This is a genomic window from Streptomyces yangpuensis (genome assembly GCF_001005295.1).
In the GTDB taxonomy this organism is placed as follows: Bacteria; Actinomycetota; Actinomycetes; order Streptomycetales; family Streptomycetaceae; genus Streptomyces; species Streptomyces yangpuensis.
Window position 1 is genome coordinate 1,162,721 of record NZ_LBMK01000003.1, and the last position, 18,254, is coordinate 1,180,974.

General features: G+C 72.1%; 21 protein-coding genes and 1 pseudogene. 9 read left to right on the forward strand and 13 right to left on the reverse strand.

Annotated elements, in window-relative coordinates:
* Nucleotides 1-196 (forward strand): annotated as a pseudogene (locus AAT21_RS35915) (class I SAM-dependent methyltransferase); the annotation flags it as partial.
* A gap of 10 nt (nucleotides 197-206) precedes the next feature.
* Here the strand turns inward: AAT21_RS35915 and AAT21_RS20475 are convergent.
* Both AAT21_RS20475 and AAT21_RS20480 read right to left on the reverse strand, forming a co-directional pair.
* Nucleotides 207-698, reverse strand: a complete 492-nt coding sequence (locus AAT21_RS20475) for a hypothetical protein (protein WP_046778219.1) — start codon at nucleotides 696-698, stop codon at nucleotides 207-209.
* A 415-nt stretch (nucleotides 699-1,113) separates the two neighbouring features.
* A complete protein-coding gene (locus AAT21_RS20480) occupies nucleotides 1,114-1,878 on the reverse strand; it encodes an alpha/beta fold hydrolase (RefSeq protein WP_046778220.1) in 765 nt (254 codons plus the stop codon).
* 345 nt (nucleotides 1,879-2,223) lie between these two features.
* Here AAT21_RS20480 and AAT21_RS20485 point away from each other — a divergent pair, with 345 nt between their 5' ends.
* A complete protein-coding gene (locus AAT21_RS20485; protein WP_046778221.1) occupies nucleotides 2,224-2,412 on the forward strand; it encodes a hypothetical protein in 189 nt (62 codons plus the stop codon).
* A 230-nt stretch (nucleotides 2,413-2,642) separates the two neighbouring features.
* On the opposite strand, the gene AAT21_RS20490 is transcribed toward AAT21_RS20485, so the two are convergent.
* Nucleotides 2,643-2,834 carry a DUF5302 domain-containing protein gene (locus AAT21_RS20490; protein WP_046778222.1) on the reverse strand — a complete coding sequence of 64 codons (192 nt, stop codon included), beginning with the start codon at nucleotides 2,832-2,834 and terminating at the stop codon, nucleotides 2,643-2,645.
* Nucleotides 2,835-3,052: 218 nt separating this feature from the next.
* On the opposite strand from AAT21_RS20490, the gene AAT21_RS20495 reads away from it, so the two are divergent.
* The 3 genes from AAT21_RS20495 (at nucleotide 3,053) to AAT21_RS20505 (ending at nucleotide 5,765) form a co-directional block, all read left to right on the forward strand.
* The gene (locus AAT21_RS20495; RefSeq protein WP_046778223.1) at nucleotides 3,053-4,414 is read left to right on the forward strand and encodes an FAD-dependent oxidoreductase; all 1,362 of its coding nucleotides are present in this window, start codon (nucleotides 3,053-3,055) and stop codon (nucleotides 4,412-4,414) included.
* 164 nt (nucleotides 4,415-4,578) lie between these two features.
* On the forward strand, nucleotides 4,579-5,241 hold the full coding sequence (locus tag AAT21_RS20500; protein ID WP_046778224.1) for an NADPH-dependent F420 reductase: 663 nt from the start codon (nucleotides 4,579-4,581) through the stop codon (nucleotides 5,239-5,241).
* Between the two features lie 128 nt (nucleotides 5,242-5,369).
* Entirely contained in the window at nucleotides 5,370-5,765 is a 396-nt protein-coding gene (locus AAT21_RS20505) for a hypothetical protein (RefSeq protein WP_046778225.1), read from the forward strand.
* Nucleotides 5,766-5,821: 56 nt separating this feature from the next.
* Here AAT21_RS20505 and AAT21_RS20510 read toward each other — a convergent pair whose 3' ends face one another.
* Nucleotides 5,822-6,340: a mycothiol transferase gene (locus tag AAT21_RS20510; RefSeq protein ID WP_046778226.1), complete on the reverse strand. Its 519-nt coding sequence runs from the start codon at nucleotides 6,338-6,340 to the stop codon at nucleotides 5,822-5,824.
* An 80-nt stretch (nucleotides 6,341-6,420) separates the two neighbouring features.
* Nucleotides 6,421-7,935, reverse strand: a complete 1,515-nt coding sequence (locus tag AAT21_RS20515) for an MFS transporter (protein WP_046778227.1) — start codon at nucleotides 7,933-7,935, stop codon at nucleotides 6,421-6,423.
* Nucleotides 7,936-8,088: 153 nt separating this feature from the next.
* Here AAT21_RS20515 and AAT21_RS20520 point away from each other — a divergent pair, with 153 nt between their 5' ends.
* From AAT21_RS20520 to AAT21_RS20530, 3 genes are read left to right on the forward strand one after another with little or no spacing between them, the layout of a single operon-like run.
* Entirely contained in the window at nucleotides 8,089-8,526 is a 438-nt protein-coding gene (locus AAT21_RS20520; protein WP_046778228.1) for a MarR family winged helix-turn-helix transcriptional regulator, read from the forward strand.
* Nucleotides 8,526-8,909: a DUF4180 domain-containing protein gene (locus tag AAT21_RS20525; protein ID WP_046778229.1), complete on the forward strand. Its 384-nt coding sequence runs from the start codon at nucleotides 8,526-8,528 to the stop codon at nucleotides 8,907-8,909. The genes AAT21_RS20520 and AAT21_RS20525 overlap by 1 nt, the downstream gene beginning before the upstream one ends.
* Nucleotides 8,906-9,484, forward strand: coding sequence for a HutD/Ves family protein (locus AAT21_RS20530; protein ID WP_046778230.1), 579 nt, complete (start codon nucleotides 8,906-8,908; stop codon nucleotides 9,482-9,484). Before AAT21_RS20525 ends, AAT21_RS20530 begins: the two co-directional genes overlap by 4 nt.
* Before the next feature lie 15 nt (nucleotides 9,485-9,499).
* On the opposite strand, the gene AAT21_RS20535 is transcribed toward AAT21_RS20530, so the two are convergent.
* The gene (locus AAT21_RS20535; protein WP_046778231.1) at nucleotides 9,500-11,308 is read right to left on the reverse strand and encodes a galactose oxidase early set domain-containing protein; all 1,809 of its coding nucleotides are present in this window, start codon (nucleotides 11,306-11,308) and stop codon (nucleotides 9,500-9,502) included.
* Nucleotides 11,309-11,619: 311 nt separating this feature from the next.
* Here AAT21_RS20535 and AAT21_RS20540 point away from each other — a divergent pair, with 311 nt between their 5' ends.
* Complete coding sequence (locus AAT21_RS20540; RefSeq protein ID WP_046778232.1) at nucleotides 11,620-12,285, forward strand: DUF4360 domain-containing protein; 666 nt, start codon at nucleotides 11,620-11,622, stop codon at nucleotides 12,283-12,285.
* Nucleotides 12,286-12,371: 86 nt separating this feature from the next.
* On the opposite strand, the gene AAT21_RS20545 is transcribed toward AAT21_RS20540, so the two are convergent.
* From AAT21_RS20545 to AAT21_RS20575, 7 genes are all read right to left on the reverse strand, one after another.
* Complete coding sequence (locus tag AAT21_RS20545; RefSeq protein ID WP_046778233.1) at nucleotides 12,372-13,415, reverse strand: LacI family DNA-binding transcriptional regulator; 1,044 nt, start codon at nucleotides 13,413-13,415, stop codon at nucleotides 12,372-12,374.
* A gap of 58 nt (nucleotides 13,416-13,473) precedes the next feature.
* On the reverse strand, nucleotides 13,474-14,502 hold the full coding sequence (locus AAT21_RS20550) for a glutathione S-transferase family protein (RefSeq protein ID WP_046778234.1): 1,029 nt from the start codon (nucleotides 14,500-14,502) through the stop codon (nucleotides 13,474-13,476).
* Between the two features lie 9 nt (nucleotides 14,503-14,511).
* A complete protein-coding gene (locus AAT21_RS20555) occupies nucleotides 14,512-14,865 on the reverse strand; it encodes a PRC-barrel domain-containing protein (protein WP_046778235.1) in 354 nt (117 codons plus the stop codon).
* 93 nt (nucleotides 14,866-14,958) lie between these two features.
* Nucleotides 14,959-15,564, reverse strand: coding sequence for a hypothetical protein (locus AAT21_RS20560; protein WP_157879749.1), 606 nt, complete (start codon nucleotides 15,562-15,564; stop codon nucleotides 14,959-14,961).
* Between the two features lie 10 nt (nucleotides 15,565-15,574).
* Entirely contained in the window at nucleotides 15,575-15,817 is a 243-nt protein-coding gene (locus tag AAT21_RS20565) for a hypothetical protein (RefSeq protein ID WP_046778237.1), read from the reverse strand.
* A 147-nt stretch (nucleotides 15,818-15,964) separates the two neighbouring features.
* Nucleotides 15,965-17,155, reverse strand: a complete 1,191-nt coding sequence (locus AAT21_RS20570; protein ID WP_079025828.1) for a carboxylate-amine ligase — start codon at nucleotides 17,153-17,155, stop codon at nucleotides 15,965-15,967.
* Between the two features lie 144 nt (nucleotides 17,156-17,299).
* Entirely contained in the window at nucleotides 17,300-18,136 is an 837-nt protein-coding gene (locus AAT21_RS20575; protein WP_046778554.1) for a class II glutamine amidotransferase, read from the reverse strand.
* Nucleotides 18,137-18,254: the final 118 nt, after the last annotated feature.

Sequence of the window (18,254 nt, forward strand, 5' to 3'; positions counted from 1 at the left end):
ACTCACCGACGCCGACCTCTACCGTGAACGCGACTTGCAGGGCGGCCTCGCCTACACACCCGAATCGCTGCGCTGGATCTTCTCTGACCTGGCAGAGGTCGAACTGCGCCGCATGCGTGAGGAACCGCCTGGGTCAGCGCTGTTCGGCGTGACGTTCCTGTGGACCGCCTTGTTCCGTCGGAGTGCGGCTGCCTAGGCTCGGTCTGTCAGGTGTCGTACTCGCCGTTCCACGGAGCCGAGAAGCCCAACCTGTCCGGATAGAGCTCGGCCCAGTCGTGCTCGCCGTTCCCGTCCTCGGCATGGCACTCCGTGATGAGGCCGAAGACCACACCGCCAACGGTGAGCCGGAACGGCCGGATCGCGATGTCGCCGTACTCACGCTCTGCGAGGCCGGCGAGGAGGTCGGCCAGCCGGGCCTCCGCGCGGGCGACCACGGAACGCTCGTCATACGGGCGCTTCATCTGCTCCGCCCACGTACCGGCGCACCAGATGTCGGACTCCTGGTGGCGCCCGTCGTGGTCGAACGTGTGCAGCACGGCGAAGAGCCGCTTCGGCTCCTCCCAGCCGTCCCCCATCGCGAACCCGTCCGGGAACGCATAGGTGACCGAAGCCAGAAACTGGCCGCCGCTGAACCGGCCGATGGTGCTCGTTCGGTAGTCCGGCTCATGGGCGACAGGGATGATCTCGGGGACAGTCATGCCCGCACCTTAAACACCAGGTGAGCCACGGCCCTTCATGGGGCACAGCGCAGGCGGGGCGGCGGGCGCGGGCGGTGGCGGTGGCGAAACGATCCTGTGGCGTCGGCGTCGGTTCGGCAGACACGGGCCGCACGGAGCCGAAGGGCTCGCGTACGGGTCACGCATGCTTCCGCTGACGCTCCTCCCGACGGCCGGCAGCCACGTGCCCGGCACCGGTTTGCGCTCCTGTGCGGGGGCGTGTTGGGCGGGGCCTCGCGTCGCATGACCGAACCCGCGTACCTCCGCGCAGCGATATCGGTGCGAGGGGCCATGGCCGTCCGGGACCTGTCGGGCGAACTGCCCAGAGAATACGGACTGGGTGCGGCCACTCCTGACGAACTGAAAGGCCCGAACACTCCCGGCCTCGCCGCCATGGTCAGACGTGCGCGGTGCCGCGTGTTGAACCCGTGGCGTGACTCAGGACGAACTCGCTTACGAGTGCCGCCGTGGCATGGCTGGCCTCGAGGGTGACGCCGTGCCGGATGCGCGGCAGGAGTTCGAGCCGCGCACCCGGAATCCGGGTTGCGGTGAACTCGGCGACCGAGGAGCGGACGATCGGGTCGTCCGCCCCGTGAAGAACCAGAGTGGGTGTGGTGATCTCAGCCAGGCGGGCCGTGCAGTCGTGGTCCTCGACCGCTGCTGCGCGACGCGCACCGGCGTCCGCCGGGCGGACGCGCAGGGCGCGTGCGAGGACGGCGACCAGTTCCGGGTCGGCAGCCCGGCCCTCTGGGCTGAGGACGAGGTCCAGCATGAACTGCTCCCGCTCGTCCGGCCCCAGGGCCGCGATGCGGTCCGTGAGGTCCTCGGTCATGGACAGGCTGGGGGTCGTTCCTACGAGGGTGAGGGATGCGATCCGTCCCGGGTGGCGGAGCGCCAGCCGCATGGCGATGATCCCGCCGAACGAGGCTCCCAGGACGTGGACGCGCTCGTGGCCCAGTGCGTCGACGAGCCCGGCACAGTCGTCGGCCAGCCGGTCAAGGTCGTAGGGCTCCGGCCCGTTACGGGTGTCTCCGGTGTCGCGCTGGTCGTAACTGATCGCGCGTATACCTCCGTCCAGCAGGGAGCGGAATGTGTCGAACTGACCACGGTGCCCTTCGCCCCCGTGCAGCAGGACCAGCGGTTCCCCCTCGCCCGAGGTGATGTAGGCGGTCTAGACTCCGTCGACCGTCATGTGCTCGTACGCAGTGGAATGCATCCACACATTCTCTCCGCCGCCGCTGACCACCCGGGGAAGACGGCAAGTCAGCGCCATCCGACTGACTGCGAAGCCGGGCACATGGCCTGCGGGACGGACGAGGACGGTCAAGCTGCAGGGACTTCGGACGAGGCCACTGGCAGAAGGTCCTCGACAGGTACGAGGCCACGCACCCCGAAACCCACCTGCTCCGGGCCCAGACCGCATCCTCCAGCCCGCCGAGTGGAGCCGGCCCGCCGACGGGCGCGGCAGGGCGCCGGTGCAGGCTGGGCGGTAAGGGACGGACGGCCGGTGGTCGACGTCCTGGAATGGGACGGCAGCGTCACCCCCGCCCGCCCCACAGGGGTGCAGACCGCGCTGATCAGGGCCAACTACCGAGCGGGGCCTTGTGGGGAAGCGGGCTGGCAGGAGCCGATCGCCACTCCGCCCGAGACGGCCGCCGGCAGTGAGTGCGAGGACATCGACGTACCGGCGGGCTGACCGGGCGCCGGCCGCACCCTCAGGGGCCGTCGCCGGCGGATGCGCGGCCGGCCGGCCGGGTCGGGTGAGGGCGGTCGCCCTGCGCGAGAGCACTCTGTCCGGGTGGCGCTCACCCCTCGCCCCAGCGTGGCCAACTCATTGAGGCTGAGCACGGATCCACCCCGGCCCCATGCTTCCGGACCCCCGGTCCGCCGCGGTGGCGGCGGACCGGGGGTCGGCTGGCCGGTGCGTCAGCCGCTCTTGCGGCGGACCTTCTTGTTCTTGCCGCTCGCGGCGCTGCTGGAGCCCTGGACCTTGGCCCGGTTCTGGTGGGACTGCTGCGCGTGGGCCTTCGCGGCGTTGCGCTCCATGGCCTCCCGGAAGCGGCGCTTGGCGGCTTCGGCCGGGGACTCGTCCTGCGGGGTGCCTGCTTCGTCAGCCATTCGTCCTCCTGGAGTGATCAAGCGGCTCCAGTCTGACAGTCGCCGCACGCGCTGACCAGCGACTTCCTGGATGCCCCAAGGGAGGCTTGGAGAGGTCATAAGATTTGTTTATGGGGTCATAAGGCGATACCGGGTGCTGGGTTAGGTTTACCTTCGTTTAGAGTTCCCTCTGATCAACTCTTGCTCCGCCCTGCCGTCGCTCGAAGGGAACCTCTGCCATGCCTCGCCCTCTGCGGGTAGCAATCGTCGGTGCCGGCCCGGCCGGCATCTATGCCGCCGACGCGCTGCTGAAGTCCGAGGCCGCCGTCGATCCCGGTGTGTCCATAGACATCTTCGAGCGCATGCCCGCGCCCTTCGGCCTGATCCGCTACGGCGTAGCCCCGGACCACCCGCGCATCAAGGGCATCATCACCGCCCTGCACCAGGTGCTCGACAAGCCGCAGGTCCGCCTCTTCGGCAACGTCGACTACCCGGGCGACATCAGCCTCGACGAGCTGCGGTCCTTCTACGACGCCGTGATCTTCTCGACGGGCGCCACGGCCGACCGCGCGCTGGACATCCCCGGCGTCGACCTCGACGGCTCCTACGGCGCCGCCGACTTCGTCTCCTGGTACGACGGCCACCCGGACGTGCCGCGGACCTGGCCGCTCGAGGCCGAGAAGGTCGCCGTACTGGGCGTCGGCAACGTGGCCCTCGACGTCGCGCGCATCCTCGCGAAGACGGCCGACGAACTGCTGCCCACCGAGATTCCGGCCAACGTCTACGACGGCCTCAAGGCCAACAAGGCCCTCGAAGTGCACGTCTTCGGGCGCCGCGGCCCGGCCCAGGCCAAGTTCAGCCCCATGGAGCTGCGCGAGCTGGACCACTCGCCCAACATCGAGGTCATCGTCAACCCCGAGGACATCGACTACGACGACGGCTCGATCGCCGAGCGGCGCGGGAACAAGCAGACCGACATGGTCGCCAAGACCCTGGAGAACTGGGCGATCCGCGACATCGGCGAGCGGCAGCACAAGCTGTACCTGCACTTCTTCGAGTCGCCCTCGGAGATCCTCGGCGAGGACGGCAAGGTCGTCGGCCTGCGCACCGAGCGCACCGAGCTCGACGGCACCGGCAACGTCAGGGGCACGGGCCGGTTCACCGACTGGGACGTCCAGTCCGTCTACCGTGCGGTCGGCTACCTTTCCGACGAGCTGCCCAAGCTCCCCTGGGACGTGGCGACGGGTACCGTCCCGGACGAGGGCGGCCGCGTGATCGACGCGGGCGGCCACATGCAGTCGACGTACGTGACCGGCTGGATCCGCCGCGGCCCGATCGGCCTCATCGGCCACACCAAGGGCGACGCGAACGAGACCGTCGCGAACCTGCTCGCCGACCACGCGGAGGGCCGCCTGGCCACGCCGGCCTCGCCGGAGCCGGAAGCGGTCGAGACCTTCCTCGCCGGGCGCAGCGTGCGCTACACGACGTGGGAGGGCTGGTACCGGCTGGACGCCGCGGAGAAGGCCCTCGGCGAGCCCCAGGGCCGCGCGCGCGTGAAGATCGTGGAGCGCGAGGAGATGCTCGACGCGAGCGGAGCCTGAGCTCGGCGGGGGGCCGGGACCGGACGGGTCCCGGCTCCCCGCACATGCGGCGCCCCCCCCGGCGTCCCTCGTCCGGGGGACGGCCGCTGCGGGGGCGGAATGCCGGGCCGCCGAAGGGAGTTGGACACGAGCACGACACCGACCCCGCAGGCACTGGAGGGCTCATGAAGATCGGCATCATCGGAGCGGGCAACATCGGCGGCAACCTCACCCGCCGGCTCACCGCCCTCGGACACGAGGTCGCGGTGGCCAACTCACGGGGGCCCGAGACCCTGACCGCGCTCGCGCAGGAGACCGGCGCCACCCCCGTCACCGTGGACCGGGCGGCGCAGGGCGCCGAGATCGTCGTCGTGGCCATTCCGTTCAAGAACGTGCCGGACCTGCCCGAAGGGCTCTTCGACGGTGCCGCACCGGGCTTCGCCGTCATCGACACCGGCAACTACTACCCGCGCCGGCGCGACGGCCGGATCGCCGGCGTGGAGGACGACGGCCTGACCGAGAGCCGCTGGACCGAGCGGCAGCTCGGACGCCCCGTGATCAAGGCCTTCAACGGCACCTACGCCGAGGACCTCCTCGACCGCCACCGCCCGGCCGGTGCTGCGGACCGGATCGCGCTGCCCGTGGCGGGTGACGACGAGGCGGCGAAGAAGGCCGTACGCGACCTCATCGAGGAACTCGGCTTCGACACGGTCGACTCGGGCGGCATCGACGACTCCTGGCGGCAGCAGCCCGACACCCCCGTCTACGGACTGCGGGAGGGAATCGAAGGGGTCACCCGGGCCCTCGCCGAAGCCTCCCCGGTCCGCCCGGAGGCCTTCCGCGGCTGACGGCCGTGGGAACGGCAGGCCGTGCGCCTGCGTCTGTGCGGTCATAGTGATCGGGGCCGGACCGGACGGCCGGACGGCGGTGAAAGGGCGGGGCTGTGCGGGAACGCCGAGGGGCAGGAGCGGCGCTGGTGGCCGTCGCGGTGGGGGTGCCGCTGCTCGTGGCCGCGACCGTCATGGCGGTCGTGTTCACCGGGACCGGTGTCGTGGGGCGCAGCCCGCTGCACCGGGCGGTGGACCAGTACCTCGACGCGGTGGGCGGCGGCGGTCCCGCACCGGCCACCGGACCGGGCAGCGGGTGCCCCGGCGGCGCCCCGGACCCCGCGGACGCCCTGCGCGGCCTCGCGCCACGCTTCGGGCACCGCATCGTGTCGTCCACCGAGAGCGGCGACAGCGCCGCCGTCAACGTGGACCTCACCCCGGTCGGCGGCGACCCGGTCGCGGTGCTCCTGGAACTGCGCCGGACCGGGGACCGCTGGGACGTGTGCACGGCCTCGACGGGCCGGGCCGCGATCGACCCGTTCTGAGTGCCGGGTTCCGGGTACCGCGCGTTGCGTTCGGTACGGCCGGACCCGCGGGGTGCTCAGGAGTCCCGGCCCCGCTCCAGCACACCTCGGACATAGGCCGCCTGGCCGGCGTGCTGGAGGTCGTCGGCGATCACACTGACCAGGCGCACGCCGAGGGTTACCGGCGGGTCCCAGCGCTCGTCGACCACCCGGTCCAGGTCGGCGGCCGTGAGCCCGCGGACGAAGTCCAGGGTCTGCTCGTGCACCGCGTCGAAGTAGCCCAGGAGCAGCTCGCCCGAGTCGACCCGGACCGTGCCCGCCTGCCGTGCGGAGTGGCCGTAGCCGGTGGACGCGGCGGGCAGCGGCAGGCCGAACCTGTCCGCCCAGCCGCCGGTCTGCCACACCTGTTCCCGGGCCGCCGCGGCCGCGAGGTGGTCGTCCTGGATCCGGGTGAGGTGCCAGACCAGCCAGGTGATCGAGTTCGCCGCGGGGTCGACCCGGGCGTCCAGCAGCTCCACCGGCAGCCCGTCCACGGCCTCGTGCACGACCTCCCGGATCCGACCGAACCCGTCCGCGATGACGTCCGTAGCCTTCATGCACCCACCATGCAAGGCCCGGCGGCCCGTCCTGCGCGAACGACACGCGGGGGCGGGCCGCCGGGCCGGCGGTCGCCGGGTCAGCCGGCGGCGTCGGCCTTCACGGGCTCGGCGCTCGCGGCCGGTCCGGCCGCGGCGGGCCGCGCGGGGGCCGCCGTGGCGGGCCGGTGGCCACCGCGCAGGCCGAATCGTCCGATCAGCGCGACGAGGGCGAAGGCGGCGGCCCCGATCGCGAAGGTGAGGGTGAACCCGGACTCGGCGGGCAGCGGCGGCACCCCGGCGGGCAGGTGCTCGATGGTCCGGGACGCGAGGATCGTCGTGACGACGGCACTGCCGATCGCACTGCCCGTCGAGCGGGAGATCGAGTTGATGCCGTTGGCGATGCCGCTCTGGTGCGGCGGGACGCTGGACATGATCACGGCGGGCATGGCGGCGTAGCCGAAGCTGACGGCCGCGCCGACGACCAGGCCGGCGCCGATCACCGAGAAGGCGTGGCTGTGGTCCACCACGAGCCAGGCGAAGCCGGCCGTGCCCAGTGCGGCGGCCACGCCCAGGGCCGCGCGCGGCCCGCGGTGGCGCACGATCCGGCCGCCGAGCGGCGAGGCCAGCAGCGAGACGACCGCGCTGGGCAGCAGGAACTGCACGGAGGCGCGCAGGATCGACGCGTCGAAGCCGTAGCCGGTGAGCGCCTCGGGCATCTGCACGAGGTACGAGACGCCGAGGAAGCTCGCGAACATGCCGAAGCCGACGAGGAGGCCGGCCAGGTTGGCCATGAGCACCGGGCGGTGCACGAACATTTTCATGTCGACCAGGGGTTCGCGGACCTTGAGCTCGGTCACCACCCACACGGCGGCCATGACGGCGGCGCCGGCGAAGCTGCCCAGCGTACGGCCGGAGGCCCAGCCCCACTCGTGGCCCTGCGAGATCGCCAGCAGGAGCAGCAGCAGTGCGGCGCCGAGGGTCAGGGCGCCGAGGAAGTCGGTGCGCCCACCCGTCCTGGTGCGGGTGGCGGGCACCAGCACGAGGACCGTGAGCAGGGCGAGGACCGCGAGGCCGGTGGCCATCCAGAAGGCGTCGCGGTAGTCCGCGTCTGGTCCGGAGGTGAGCAGGCCGGTCGCGACGAGCGCCAGGCCGCTGCCGAACGCGAGAGTGCCGCTGACCAGTGCCATCGCACCGGGCAGCTTCTGCGGGCGGATCTCTTCGCGCAGCACCGAGAGAGCGAGCGGGAAGATCGCGGTGGCGGCGCCCTGCAGGACGCGGCCCAGGATCAGCAGCGGGAGCGAGGAGGCCAGCGCCGTGAGGACGGAGCCGGCGACCATCACACCGAGGACGGCCACCAGGGTGGGCTTCTTGCCGTGCTGGTCGCCGAACCGGCCGAGGAGCGGCGTGAAGACCGCTGCCGACAGCAGGGTGGCGGTGGTCACCCAGCTGACGTCGGCGGTCGAGACGCCGAGGTCGTCACGGATCAGGCCGAGGATGGGGACCGGCAGGGTCTGCATCATCGACACGACCATCGCGGCGAGGCTCAGGGCGAGGACGACGACCGTCTCGTTCCGCTGCCCGGTGGCCGGGGCTGCGGGGGATGGGGTGCTCATGGCTGCGGGGACCTTCTTCGTGTTTCGGAGCTGAGGAGCTTCGGAACCCAGATGTTTGATGTCATCAAGTAACTCGGTCGAAGGTAGAGGTCGATATTTGAGGTAGTCAAGTAAACAATTGATAATGTCAAGCGTTCTGAGTAGGCTCCGGGTATGAGCGAGACCGCCACCCCCGCCCCCACGAAGGTCCAGCTGCTGGAGCTGCTCGCCGCCATCGGCACCGCCCAGTGGCGCGAGTTCGCCGCAGCCGCGGCACAGCACGGCCTCACACCCACCCAGGCCCGCGTTCTCGCCCAGCTGGAGGGCCCCGTGCCCATGCGCGGCCTCGCCGTTCTGCTGGTCTGTGACGCCTCCAACGTGACGGGCATCGTGGACCGCCTCGAAGCCCGCGACCTGGTGCGCCGTGAACCGGACCCCCACGACCGGCGCGTCAAGAACGTCGTGGCCACGGACGCCGGCCGCCAGGTCATCCGGCGCGTACGGGAGGAGATGCAGGCGGCCCACGGCGCGCTCGACACCCTCGACGAGGCCGAGAGCGCGACGCTCTACGCCCTGCTGGCCCGCCTGCGCCCGTCGATGGAGAAGGGCTAATGTCGAGCCCCGTGGACACCCTTCAGACGATCAACGACGTGCCCGTCCTGATGTGCGCGGCCGAGGGCGGGACCATCGCGGGTGAACGCGAGGCCCTGGACTTCATCGGAAACGCCTCCTACCAGGGCGCCGAATGGGCCGTCATCCCCGTCGAGCGGTTCGACGAGGCGTTCTTCCGGCTGAGCACCCGGGTCGCTGGCGAGATCATCCAGAAGTTCGTCCAGTACCGGGTGGGCATCGTCGTCCTCGGCGACATCTCCCGCCACACGGCCGCCAGCCCGGCGCTGCGGGACTTCGTCCGCGAGTGCAACCGGGGGCGCCAGACGTGGTTCCTCGCCGACACCGAGGAGCTGCGCGAGCGGCTGACCCGGGGCTCGGCGTGAACGGCGGCGGCGACATCCGCGTCCTGAGCGCGGCCGACCGGCCCGCCACGGTGTGGAAGAACGGCGGGGGAGTCACCCGCGAGATCGCCGCCTGGCCCGCGGACGCGGACATGGAATCGTTCCGCTGGCGGGCGAGCCTGGCCGAGGTGGCGGCGGACGGCCCCTTCTCGGTCTTCCCCGGGATCGACCGCACCCTCACCCTCGCCGAGGGCGCGGGCATGGACCTCGTGGTGGCGGGCGCGCACCGGCTCGTGGACGAACGCTTCGTGCCGCAGGACTTCGCCGGGGACGAGCCGACCGACTGCCGGCTCCTCTCCGGTCCCGTCGTGAACTTCAACGTGATGTACCGCCGCGGCGCGGCCACGGCGGAGACCGCCGTCGTACGGGGCCGGCTCGGCCTGACTGCCGAACCCAGCGAGACCCTGCTGGTGGTCGCCCTGGACGGCACGGCGACGCTCGAAGCCCCATGGGGTCCGGGCCACGCCCTGGGCCCGTACGACGCGGCCCTGGTACGGGGCCCGTTCACCGGCCTCGTACGGACCGCCGGCCGCGCGGCCGTGGTCCGCCTCCGCTAGTGCTGTGACGGCGGCTCAGCGGGCGCCGAGCTTGATCCATTTCGCGGTGCTCGGTACGCCCTTCGCGTCGAGCAGGAAGAGCATGTAGAGGCCGGGCGGGGCGTCGGCCGCGCCCGGCGGGGTCCGCAGCCCGATCCTGTCGCCCCGGACGCCGGTCATCCGCAGATCCAGGTGGCGCTGGCTGGTGTTCACCGAATGGGTGACGGTGGTCGGGGCGAGCAGGACGGCCCGCCGGGCGTCCTTCGCCGTCGAGCTGGACACCTCGAAGGCGGTGTCGTACGGCAGGTCGCCCGCCGGGACCCGGTCGAGCACCGGCCGGGCGCCCCGGTGCAGATAGGCCGGCTCGTAGAGCTCGATGCTCCCGTCCATCCCGTCCGTGATGTCGGGGTCGTTGGCGATCTGCTGGAGCTCGTCGCCGGTGACCATCATCCGGCCGTCCGGCAGGATCAGGGCGTTGGAGTGGTAGCCGCGGGGCAGCCGCTGGGCCGGCCCCAGCGTCCACCGGCCGCGCGCGTCGCGCAGTTCGATCTGCCGGTACTTCGGATCGGCCTTCGGGTTGAACGGGCCGTGTCCGTAGTCCCGGGTGTCCAGGGCCCCGTTCACGGTGATCAGCGTGCCGTCCGGCAGGATCAGGGTGCCGTCCTGGGTGCGGCCGAAGGCGCGGGGCTCCTCGGTGGTCCAGCGTCCGCCGGACAGCCGGTACGTGTGCGGGTCGCGCGGGTCGCCGCCGAGGACCAGGACGGAGTCCGGGCCCCGGAACCCGGCCGGCAGCGGGACGGCCGAGCCGTAGCCCCGGAAGTCGGCGGGCCGCCGCGGCAGGTCCCTGCGTACGTCCCCGACCGGGTCGAAGAGCCACTGCTGGTCCGCGTCGCGCCCGAGCCCGTAGATCATCCCGTCGCGCAGCGAGAAGAGGTGCGGGTAGTCGTTGCGGAAGGGGGCGTCCGAGCGGAGCCGCCCGGCGGGGACGCCGACCGGGATGTCGTACGGCCGCCAGGGCACGCGGTGTCCGAGCGCGGGGAAGCGCTCCACCACCGGGGTGGGGGTGCCCGTACCGCGCTCGGACTGGCCGGACATGATGACCTGCCGGCCGTCCGCGCCGGTCACGACCGAGGGGTACCAGCGGCCGACCGCCATGTCGCGGTTGCGGAACCACTTCTCGGTCCACGGATCGAAGACGAAGGACAGCCTGGCGCCGCTGCCGCCCTTGCCGCCGACGTTGCCGCCGAAGACCCCGACCATCCCGTTGGGCAGGTAGGAGTGCCCGGCGCAGAAGAACGGCGCCGGGCGGGGGGAGTAGGTGCCGTCGGGCACCAGCACCACCGGGGGCGGCACGTTCGTGAAGGCCCCCGCCCCGGTCCCCGCGGCGGGGTCCCACAGCCAGGCGCGGCCGGCGTTGGTCCGGCCGACGGTGTTCGTCGGCCCGGTCTCCTTCGTGGGGTCCGCCTCCACGCGCTCGAAGGAGAACAGCAGCACCTTGCCCGTGGGCAGCAGGGCCACGTGGACCCCGAAGTCGGGGGAGGGGAAGAACCGTGTGAAGCGGCCGAACCGGGCGGCGCCGAAACCGGCGTTGGCCCTGCGCTGGGACTCCTTCAGCGCCGCCAGGCTCGCCGTCCGCCTCGACTGCGGATACCCCTGGGTGCTCCTGGCCGCCTGGCGCAGCTGCGCGTGGGTGCGGGCGTGGTCCTCGCCCAGCACGGCGGCCTCGTCGCCGGTGTGGTGGACCGCCGCCCGGGCCGGCGCGGGCGGCGGCCCGGCCACCGGGAGGGTCAGGGCGGCGGCGAGCGCCAGCACCGACAGGACGGCGGACCGCGATGCGCGGGACATGGGACTGACTCCTCACCGCAGAAGGGCCCGGTGCCGGGGCCGGCTCCGGCACCCGCTGATGCCCTGAAGGATCTCGGCGATACTAGGACAAAGCGGAAGCGTGAGCGGTTGCGACCCGGCCCGACCGGTGCGTTCTCGGGGCCACTTGGGGCCACTTGGGGTGATGTGGGGCCACTGAGGTGACGTGGGGCCGTTCGGCGGGTCGGTATATGGCGGTTTATCGTTTCTGCGGTGAACCGTTTCGGCCGTCAAGGTGAGAGCGCGTACCCGTCGACCCCATCCGCCCGCCGCCGACCGCTATCCATGTCGGTGTGATCAAGTCGCTCCGTACCGGTTTCACCGCAGCCGCCGTGACCGCAACGCTCGTCACGCTCAGCCCCTCCGCCGGGGCCTCCTCCTCCCCCTCCTCCCCCGCCGCCCCCGCCGACCGCGTGACCGTGGACATCGCCACGGTCAACGGATCGGGCTGCCGTCCCGGCAGCGCCGCCGTCGCCGTGTCACCCGACAACTCGGCCTTCACCGTCACCTACAGCGAGTACGTGGCCCAGGCCGGCGGCGGCGTCCCCGCCGTCGAGGGCCGCAAGAACTGCCTGCTGTCCCTCGTCGTGCACGTCCCGCAGGGCTACACCTACGCCATCGCCAAGGCCGACTACCGGGGCTTCGGCAGCCTGCAGCCGGGCGCGGTCGGCACGCAGAAGGCCAGCTACTACTTCCAGGGCATGAGCCAGACCGCCTACCGGACCCACCGGTTCGACGGCGCGCTCGACGACAACTGGCAGGCCACCGACACCACGGGCATCGAGGCCCTGGTCTGGTCCCCGTGCGGCGAGCAGCGCAACTTCAACATCAACACCGAACTGCGCGCGGAGGTCGGCACGTCCGACCCGTCGAGGACCAGTTTCATGGCCCTTGACTCGACGGACGGCAGCATCAACAGCGTGTACCACTTCTCCTGGAAGCAGTGCCCGCAGCGCTGACCGTGCCGGACCCGGGGCCCACGACGGGCCCCGGGCCCGCCCGGGTTCCGCGTTCGCCCGTGTCGCGCGTCAGCCCGTGTCCCGCGTCAGCCCGACGCGCGCTGCACCAGAGCCGTCTCGGTGATCACCGGGCCCGGGACGGTCCGGCCCTCACGACCGTCGGCCAGCCGCTCCATCAGCAGCCGCGCCATCATCCTCCCCATGCCCTCGATGTCCTGACGCACCGTCGTGAGCGGCGGGTCGGCGCTCTCCGCCAGCGGTTCGGCATCGTCGAAGCCCACCACCGCCACCTCCCCGGGAACCGACCGGCCACGCTCCCGCAGTACGCGCAGCGCACCCGTCGCCATCAGGTCGTTGCCGGCGAAGACGGCGTCGATCGAGGGGTCCCGGTCGAGCAGTTCGGCCATCGCGCGGACCCCTCCCGCCGCGGTGAAGTCCCCCACTGCGACCAGCTCGCGCCCGGCGGCCGGGAGCACGTCGTGGTAGCCGCTCAGCCGGTCGGCCGCCGACGTCTGGTCGAGCGGGCCGCAGATGTGCGCGATCCGCCGTCGGCCCTGCGCCAGCAGATGCCGTACGGCGTCCCGGGCGCCCCCGCGGTTGTCCGCGTCGACGTACGTCACCCGGTCGTCCTCGCCGGGCCCGGGGGTCCAGCCGGGACGGCCGCCGTAGACCATGGGCATGCCCATGCGGGCGGCGATGGCGGGCAGCGGATCGTCCGTGTGCAGGGAGAAGGCGAGCGCCCCGTCGACATGGCCGCCGGCCAGGTACCGCTCGATGCGGTCGTAGTCGCAGCGGTCCTCCACCAGCAGCAGCACCAGCTGGGTGTCGTGCGCCGTCAGCTCCTTGCTGATGCCGCGTATCTGACGGGAGAAGAAGGGGTCCGAGAAGATCCGGGCCTCGGGCTCGGGGATGATCACCGCGACGGCGCCGGTGCGCCGGGTGACCAGCGTCCGCGCCGCGTGGTTCGGGATGTATCCCAGTTCCTGGATCGCCGTCTGCACCCGGTCCGCCAGATGCGGGCGGACGCCGTCGCCGCCGTTGACCACGCGGGAGACCGTGGCCCTCGAAACGCCCGCGAGCGCCGCGACGGCCTCCAGGGTGGGGCGGCTGCCGGAACGCGGTTCGGGCACGTGATTTCCTCCATGATCAACAGGCGGTGGCCTCGCCGAACAGAAGGGTAACGGGTGATCAACGCAGGGTGTGAGGTCGGGAGGCGAGCGGGGTGTGCTCCGGTGGTACGGCCTCCTGCGGGCGGACCGGCGCGGGCGGTGTGCCGTCGCCGAACGGACGGCCGCCGAGCGTCTCCCGGCGGTGCGGTACGAGCCAGTCGGTCAGGTCCGGCCCGGCGGGCACGATCCCGGTCGGGTTGATGTCGTCGTGGACCAGGAAGTAGTGCCGCTTGATGTGATCAAAGTCCACGGTGTCGCCGAACCCGGGGGTCTGGAACAGGTCCCGCGCGTAGGCCCACAGCACCGGTGACTCGGACAGCTTGCGCCGGTTGCACTTGAAGTGGCCGTGGTAGACGGCGTCGAAGCGCACGAGGGTGGTGAACAGCCGCACGTCCGCCTCGGTGATGGTGTCACCCACCAGGTAGCGGGACGCCGCGAGCCGCTCGCCGAGCAGGTCCAGACGGGCGAACAGCCGCTCGTACGCCGCCGCGTAGGCCTCCTGCGACCCGGCGAACCCGGCGCGGTAGACGCCGTTGTTCACCTCCTCGTAGACCACCTCGTTCACCGCGTCGATCTCCGGTCGCAGCGCCCGCGGATACAGGTCGGGGGCTCCCGCACAGTGGTACGCCGTCCACTCCGTCGACATGTCGAGCGTGATCCGCGCGAAGTCGTTGGTGACCACCCGGCCGGTCGGCACGTCGACGATCGCGGGCACCGTGACACCCCGGTCGTAAACCGGGTCGCGGGCCAGGTAGGCCTCCTGGAGCCGCTCGATGCCGAGCACGGGATCGCGGCCGCCCGGGTCCATGCCGAAGGTCCAGCTGCGGTCGTCCTGGGTGGGGCCCGCCACGGCCATGGGCAGGGCCTCCTCCAGCCCGAGGAGCCGCCGTACGATGACGGCCCGGCTCGCCCACGGGCAGGCCCGGGCCACCACCAGCCGGTAGCGGCCGGCCTCCACCCGGAACCCATCACGCCCGTCGGCCGTGATCCGCGTGGTGAGGTACCGGCTGTCGCGCGTGTACTCCCGGCCGGGACTCACGTACCTCATGGGCGCCCCTCACATGTGGGACTGGCCGTAGTAGTGGCCGAAGCGGTCCATGAAGTTCGGTTCGCCGGCGTACTTGGCCTCGTCGTAGTCGGGTGCGTTCTTGATCTGCTCCTTGGTCAGGTTGAGGTAGACCTTCTCCTCGGCCGCGTCGATGCGTTCGACGGTGCCCGCCGGGAGCAGGACGTGCTTGCCGAAGATCCAGACGCCCGTGTCGACGACGATGTGGGAGGCCTGGAAGTCCGCCGAGTGCTTGTCCACCTTCCCGATGGGGCCGTCGGTCGCCTCGACCTTGTAGCCGACGAGATCGATGCCGCTGTGGTGGCCGGAACCCTCGTGGTATCCCCAGATGTCCTTCTCGGTCACGGCTCTCGCCTCTCTCGTGGCGGTACGTGGCGGTACGTGTACGTGTACGGGTGCCGGTGCCGGTGCCGGTGCCGGTGCCTGGGCCCGGGCCGGTCAGGTCGGGCCCGGCCTGGGCAGACCGCGCAGGCCGCGGCGCCACACGGCCTCCGCCGCATGGGGTGTCGCGGCCCGGCCGCGGGCCTCCCGGGCGAAGAGCTGCGACGCGCAGGCGCTGCGCATCGCCTCCAGGGCACGGATCTGCCGCTCTGCCCGCTGGAGGAGCTCCTCGATCAGGGCGGTGTCGATACGGGGGTCGGTGCGGGCCAGGCTCCGCAGCGAACGCCAGCAGGCCGCCTTGCCCTCCACCCCCACGCGCATCGCTTCGAGCTCCAGGACGTCGCTGAGCGGAGAGCGGGACAGGATGCGTCCGTTGAGCTTGAGCCTCCCCACCTTCTCGGCGAGCCGGCCCAGAGCGGCCCTGGTCCGCATCACGGGAACGTCGAGATCGGCCATCAGGGTGCGCAGGCTCAGCCGGTCCTGCGCCACCTGCTCGGCGAGCGACTCCAGGGAGGTGCCGAGGACCCCGCCCCGGCGGGCGTCGGCGGCCCGGCGGAGCATCTCGACGCCACCGTTCGCACCGGTCAGGTGGTCGTTGAGGTAGATGGCCAGGAAGCTGGGGGCGCGGCCCATGGGCGGCCGGTGACTCCGGTTCCGGTTCACGCGGGCCTCCTCAGTGCGACCGGCGAGGGTCGGCGGGCCGTTCCTCGTCCGGACCCGTCCACCGCGTGCCCCGGCCCGGCCCGCCGGACTCCACCGGCCGGTCCAGCCGGCTGGCCTCGTCGGTGTCCGCGGCCCGCGTGGTCCCGTCGTCCCGCTTCGGCTTCCCGGCCCGTTGCCCGGCGTGCGGAGCCCGGTGCCGGCCTTCGTCGTCGTGGTGCAGCGGGACTCCTCCTGCGCCGCCCTGGTCGTCCATGACAGCTCCTTTCGTGCCCCCGGGTCCTCTCACCTCTTCCCGCGGTCCACTCGGGACCCCGGAGCCTCCCCTTCCCCGGCGCGTGCCCGGCCGGGGTGACCGGAAACCTGGGAGACCTCGTACGAGGGGCCGGTCCCGGCCCGCTGCTCACGCGGACGCCGTCGCCCTCGCCAGGCCGTCGACCACGTCGGTCAGCCTCCCGCGCCGGACATGGTCGGCACGCTGACGGGCGGCCCCGCCGCCCTCCGCGCGCAGCCGGTCGAGCACGGTGTCCACCAGGTGCAGGTCGCCGGCCGCGGCGAGCCCGGGAGCGGCCCGCTCGCGCAGCCGGTCCAGCATGTCCCACATGGGTATGTGAGCTCCGCTGACCGGATCGAGGCCCTCACCGCCGCACAGCCCGTGCAGGGCCGCGAGCCGGTGGGCCTCCCGCAGCCGCCCGCACTCCAGGAACGGCGGCGGCCGGCCTTCCTCGCGCTCCGGCAGCAGCACCCCCGCGAGCCCGCGGACGAGCGCCGCGAGCAGCACGACGGTGTCGAGGCGCGCGTTCACGTCGGCGACGCGGATCTCCAGCGTCGGGACGTGTTCGGACGGACGGGCGTACCAGTAGATCATCCGCCGGTCGAGCAGGGCACCGCACTGCACCAGATCATGCGCGATGCGCTCGTAGGAGGCCTCGTCGAGGAAGGGCGCGGGCCCCACGGTGGGCCAGCGGGCGTGTTCGACCGCCCGCCAGCTGGCATGCCCGGTGTCCCGGCCCCGGTCGAAGGGGGAATTGGCACTGAGGGCCTGCAATGTGGGCAGCCAGGGCCGGATGCGGTTGGCCAGGTCCAGGGCCTGCGCCCGGGAGGACACACCGATGTGGACATGGCAGCCGCACACGGGCTGGTCGTAGCCCCCCACTGCGGAGGCGAAACGGACCTCCATCCGTTGGTACCGCTCGTCCGTCGTGATGGCCAGCGGAGCCTCCGGCGGGATCACCGGAGTTCCGGTCCCGACGAGCAGGCAGTCCGCCGCGTCGGCCGCACGGACCAGCTCGGCCCGCAGCCACGCGAGCTCGGCCCGCAGCACGGCCGTGCTCGACGTGGGGCTCGTGCACGACTCGACCTGCGCGGTGAAGAACTCCGGCTGGACCAGCGGTCCGAGTCTGCCCGCGGCCGCCTCGATGACCCGGGCCGCCCGGCCCACCGGGGCCCGGGTGCGGCGGTCGACGAGCAGGAACTCCTCCTCCACGCCCATGGTCGGCACGGTGGCCGCGGCGGAGCCGCCGCTTCCCGGTCGGAGGGGCGCGAGGGTCCGGCTGCCGCGGTGGGGCGCCGACGTGGACACGGCCAGTGACATCGGGGGTCCTTCCGGGTGGGGGTGGGCGCCGTCGGCAACCGGTGGACACCGGCTGGACCGAGGCGGTGGTGCCGTCCTTCCAGGCCCTCCCCAGAGCTTCACCTACCCGCCGTACCGTCCTTCACTCAAGGGCACGGCCGTGGGTCAGAACTCCGGAATGAAGGGGAGATAGTCCACGTCCGGGCCGGACGGGATGACTGCGTAGCTGCTCTCGGGGAGTTCGTTCCACACGCCCGGCAGGTCGCCCAGCGGCTCTGAGACCACGATCCGGGTCTCGTCGGAGACCTCCCTCAGATAGTCGATCTCCGGGTAGAGGTGGCGGACCGTGTCGGCCCTGCTGCTGTAGTAGAGCGAGCGGGACCTGCCCTGGCTGGAGTACCGGAACGCCCACACGCGCTCGCCGTCGCTGACCGCCACCGTCATCTGGAGCGGCTCGGCCACGCCGTGCTCCTTGCCCAGTCGCTCCACCAGCCCCGCCATCCTGGCCACGGCGCCCGGAACGTCCTGGTCGAGCCCGTAGGTGACCGCCAGGTAGAACATCACCTCGGAGTCCGTGGACCCCTCGATGCACGGGAACAGGGCCGGGTCGACGGCCATGCACAGATCGCGCTGGAGCCGGTTGAAGTCCCCGATCGCCCCGTTGTGCATCCACAGCCAGCGGCCGTGCCGGAACGGGTGGCAGTTCGTCTGCTGGATCGCCGAGCCGGTCGAGGCCCTGACGTGCGCGAAGAACAGCGGGGAGCGGACGTGCGCCGCGAGCTCCTGGAGGTTGCGGTTGTTCCAGGCCGGGCCGATGTCACGGAAGACCGCGGGCGTCCCGTTGCCGTCCGCGCTGTACCAGCCGAGCCCGAAGCCGTCGCCGTTGGTCGACTCCACACCCATCCGGGACCGCAGGCTCTGGTTGATCAGCGAGTGCTCGGGGCGGTAGAGCACGGTGTCGAGCAGCACGGGCGTACCCGAGTAGGCGAGCCACCGACACATGCGCACCATCCCTTTCACGGCTTGCTCCGAGGGTAACTCCGCGGGCCGCCCCCTTCCCGCGGGGCGCACGGCGCCCCGGGCCCGCAGCCGGGCGCGCACCCGGGAACCGCCGTGCCAT

Excerpts from the sequence above, each read along its gene's own strand:
- AAT21_RS20515 (WP_046778227.1), bottom strand. The coding sequence starts at position 7,935 with ATGAGCACCCCATCCCCCGCAGCCCCGGCCACCGGGCAGCGGAACGAG.
- AAT21_RS20495 (WP_046778223.1), top strand. The coding sequence starts at position 3,053 with ATGCCTCGCCCTCTGCGGGTAGCAATCGTCGGTGCCGGCCCGGCCGGC.
- AAT21_RS20500 (WP_046778224.1), top strand. The coding sequence starts at position 4,579 with ATGAAGATCGGCATCATCGGAGCGGGCAACATCGGCGGCAACCTCACC.
- AAT21_RS20570 (WP_079025828.1), bottom strand. The coding sequence starts at position 17,155 with ATGTCACTGGCCGTGTCCACGTCGGCGCCCCACCGCGGCAGCCGGACC.
- AAT21_RS20535 (WP_046778231.1), bottom strand. The coding sequence starts at position 11,308 with ATGTCCCGCGCATCGCGGTCCGCCGTCCTGTCGGTGCTGGCGCTCGCC.
- AAT21_RS20575 (WP_046778554.1), bottom strand. The coding sequence starts at position 18,136 with ATGTGTCGGTGGCTCGCCTACTCGGGTACGCCCGTGCTGCTCGACACC.
- AAT21_RS20520 (WP_046778228.1), top strand. The coding sequence starts at position 8,089 with ATGAGCGAGACCGCCACCCCCGCCCCCACGAAGGTCCAGCTGCTGGAG.
- AAT21_RS20550 (WP_046778234.1), bottom strand. The coding sequence starts at position 14,502 with ATGAGGTACGTGAGTCCCGGCCGGGAGTACACGCGCGACAGCCGGTAC.
- AAT21_RS20525 (WP_046778229.1), top strand. The coding sequence starts at position 8,526 with ATGTCGAGCCCCGTGGACACCCTTCAGACGATCAACGACGTGCCCGTC.
- AAT21_RS20565 (WP_046778237.1), bottom strand. The coding sequence starts at position 15,817 with ATGGACGACCAGGGCGGCGCAGGAGGAGTCCCGCTGCACCACGACGAC.
- AAT21_RS20510 (WP_046778226.1), bottom strand. The coding sequence starts at position 6,340 with ATGAAGGCTACGGACGTCATCGCGGACGGGTTCGGTCGGATCCGGGAG.
- AAT21_RS20475 (WP_046778219.1), bottom strand. The coding sequence starts at position 698 with ATGACTGTCCCCGAGATCATCCCTGTCGCCCATGAGCCGGACTACCGA.
- AAT21_RS20490 (WP_046778222.1), bottom strand. The coding sequence starts at position 2,834 with ATGGCTGACGAAGCAGGCACCCCGCAGGACGAGTCCCCGGCCGAAGCC.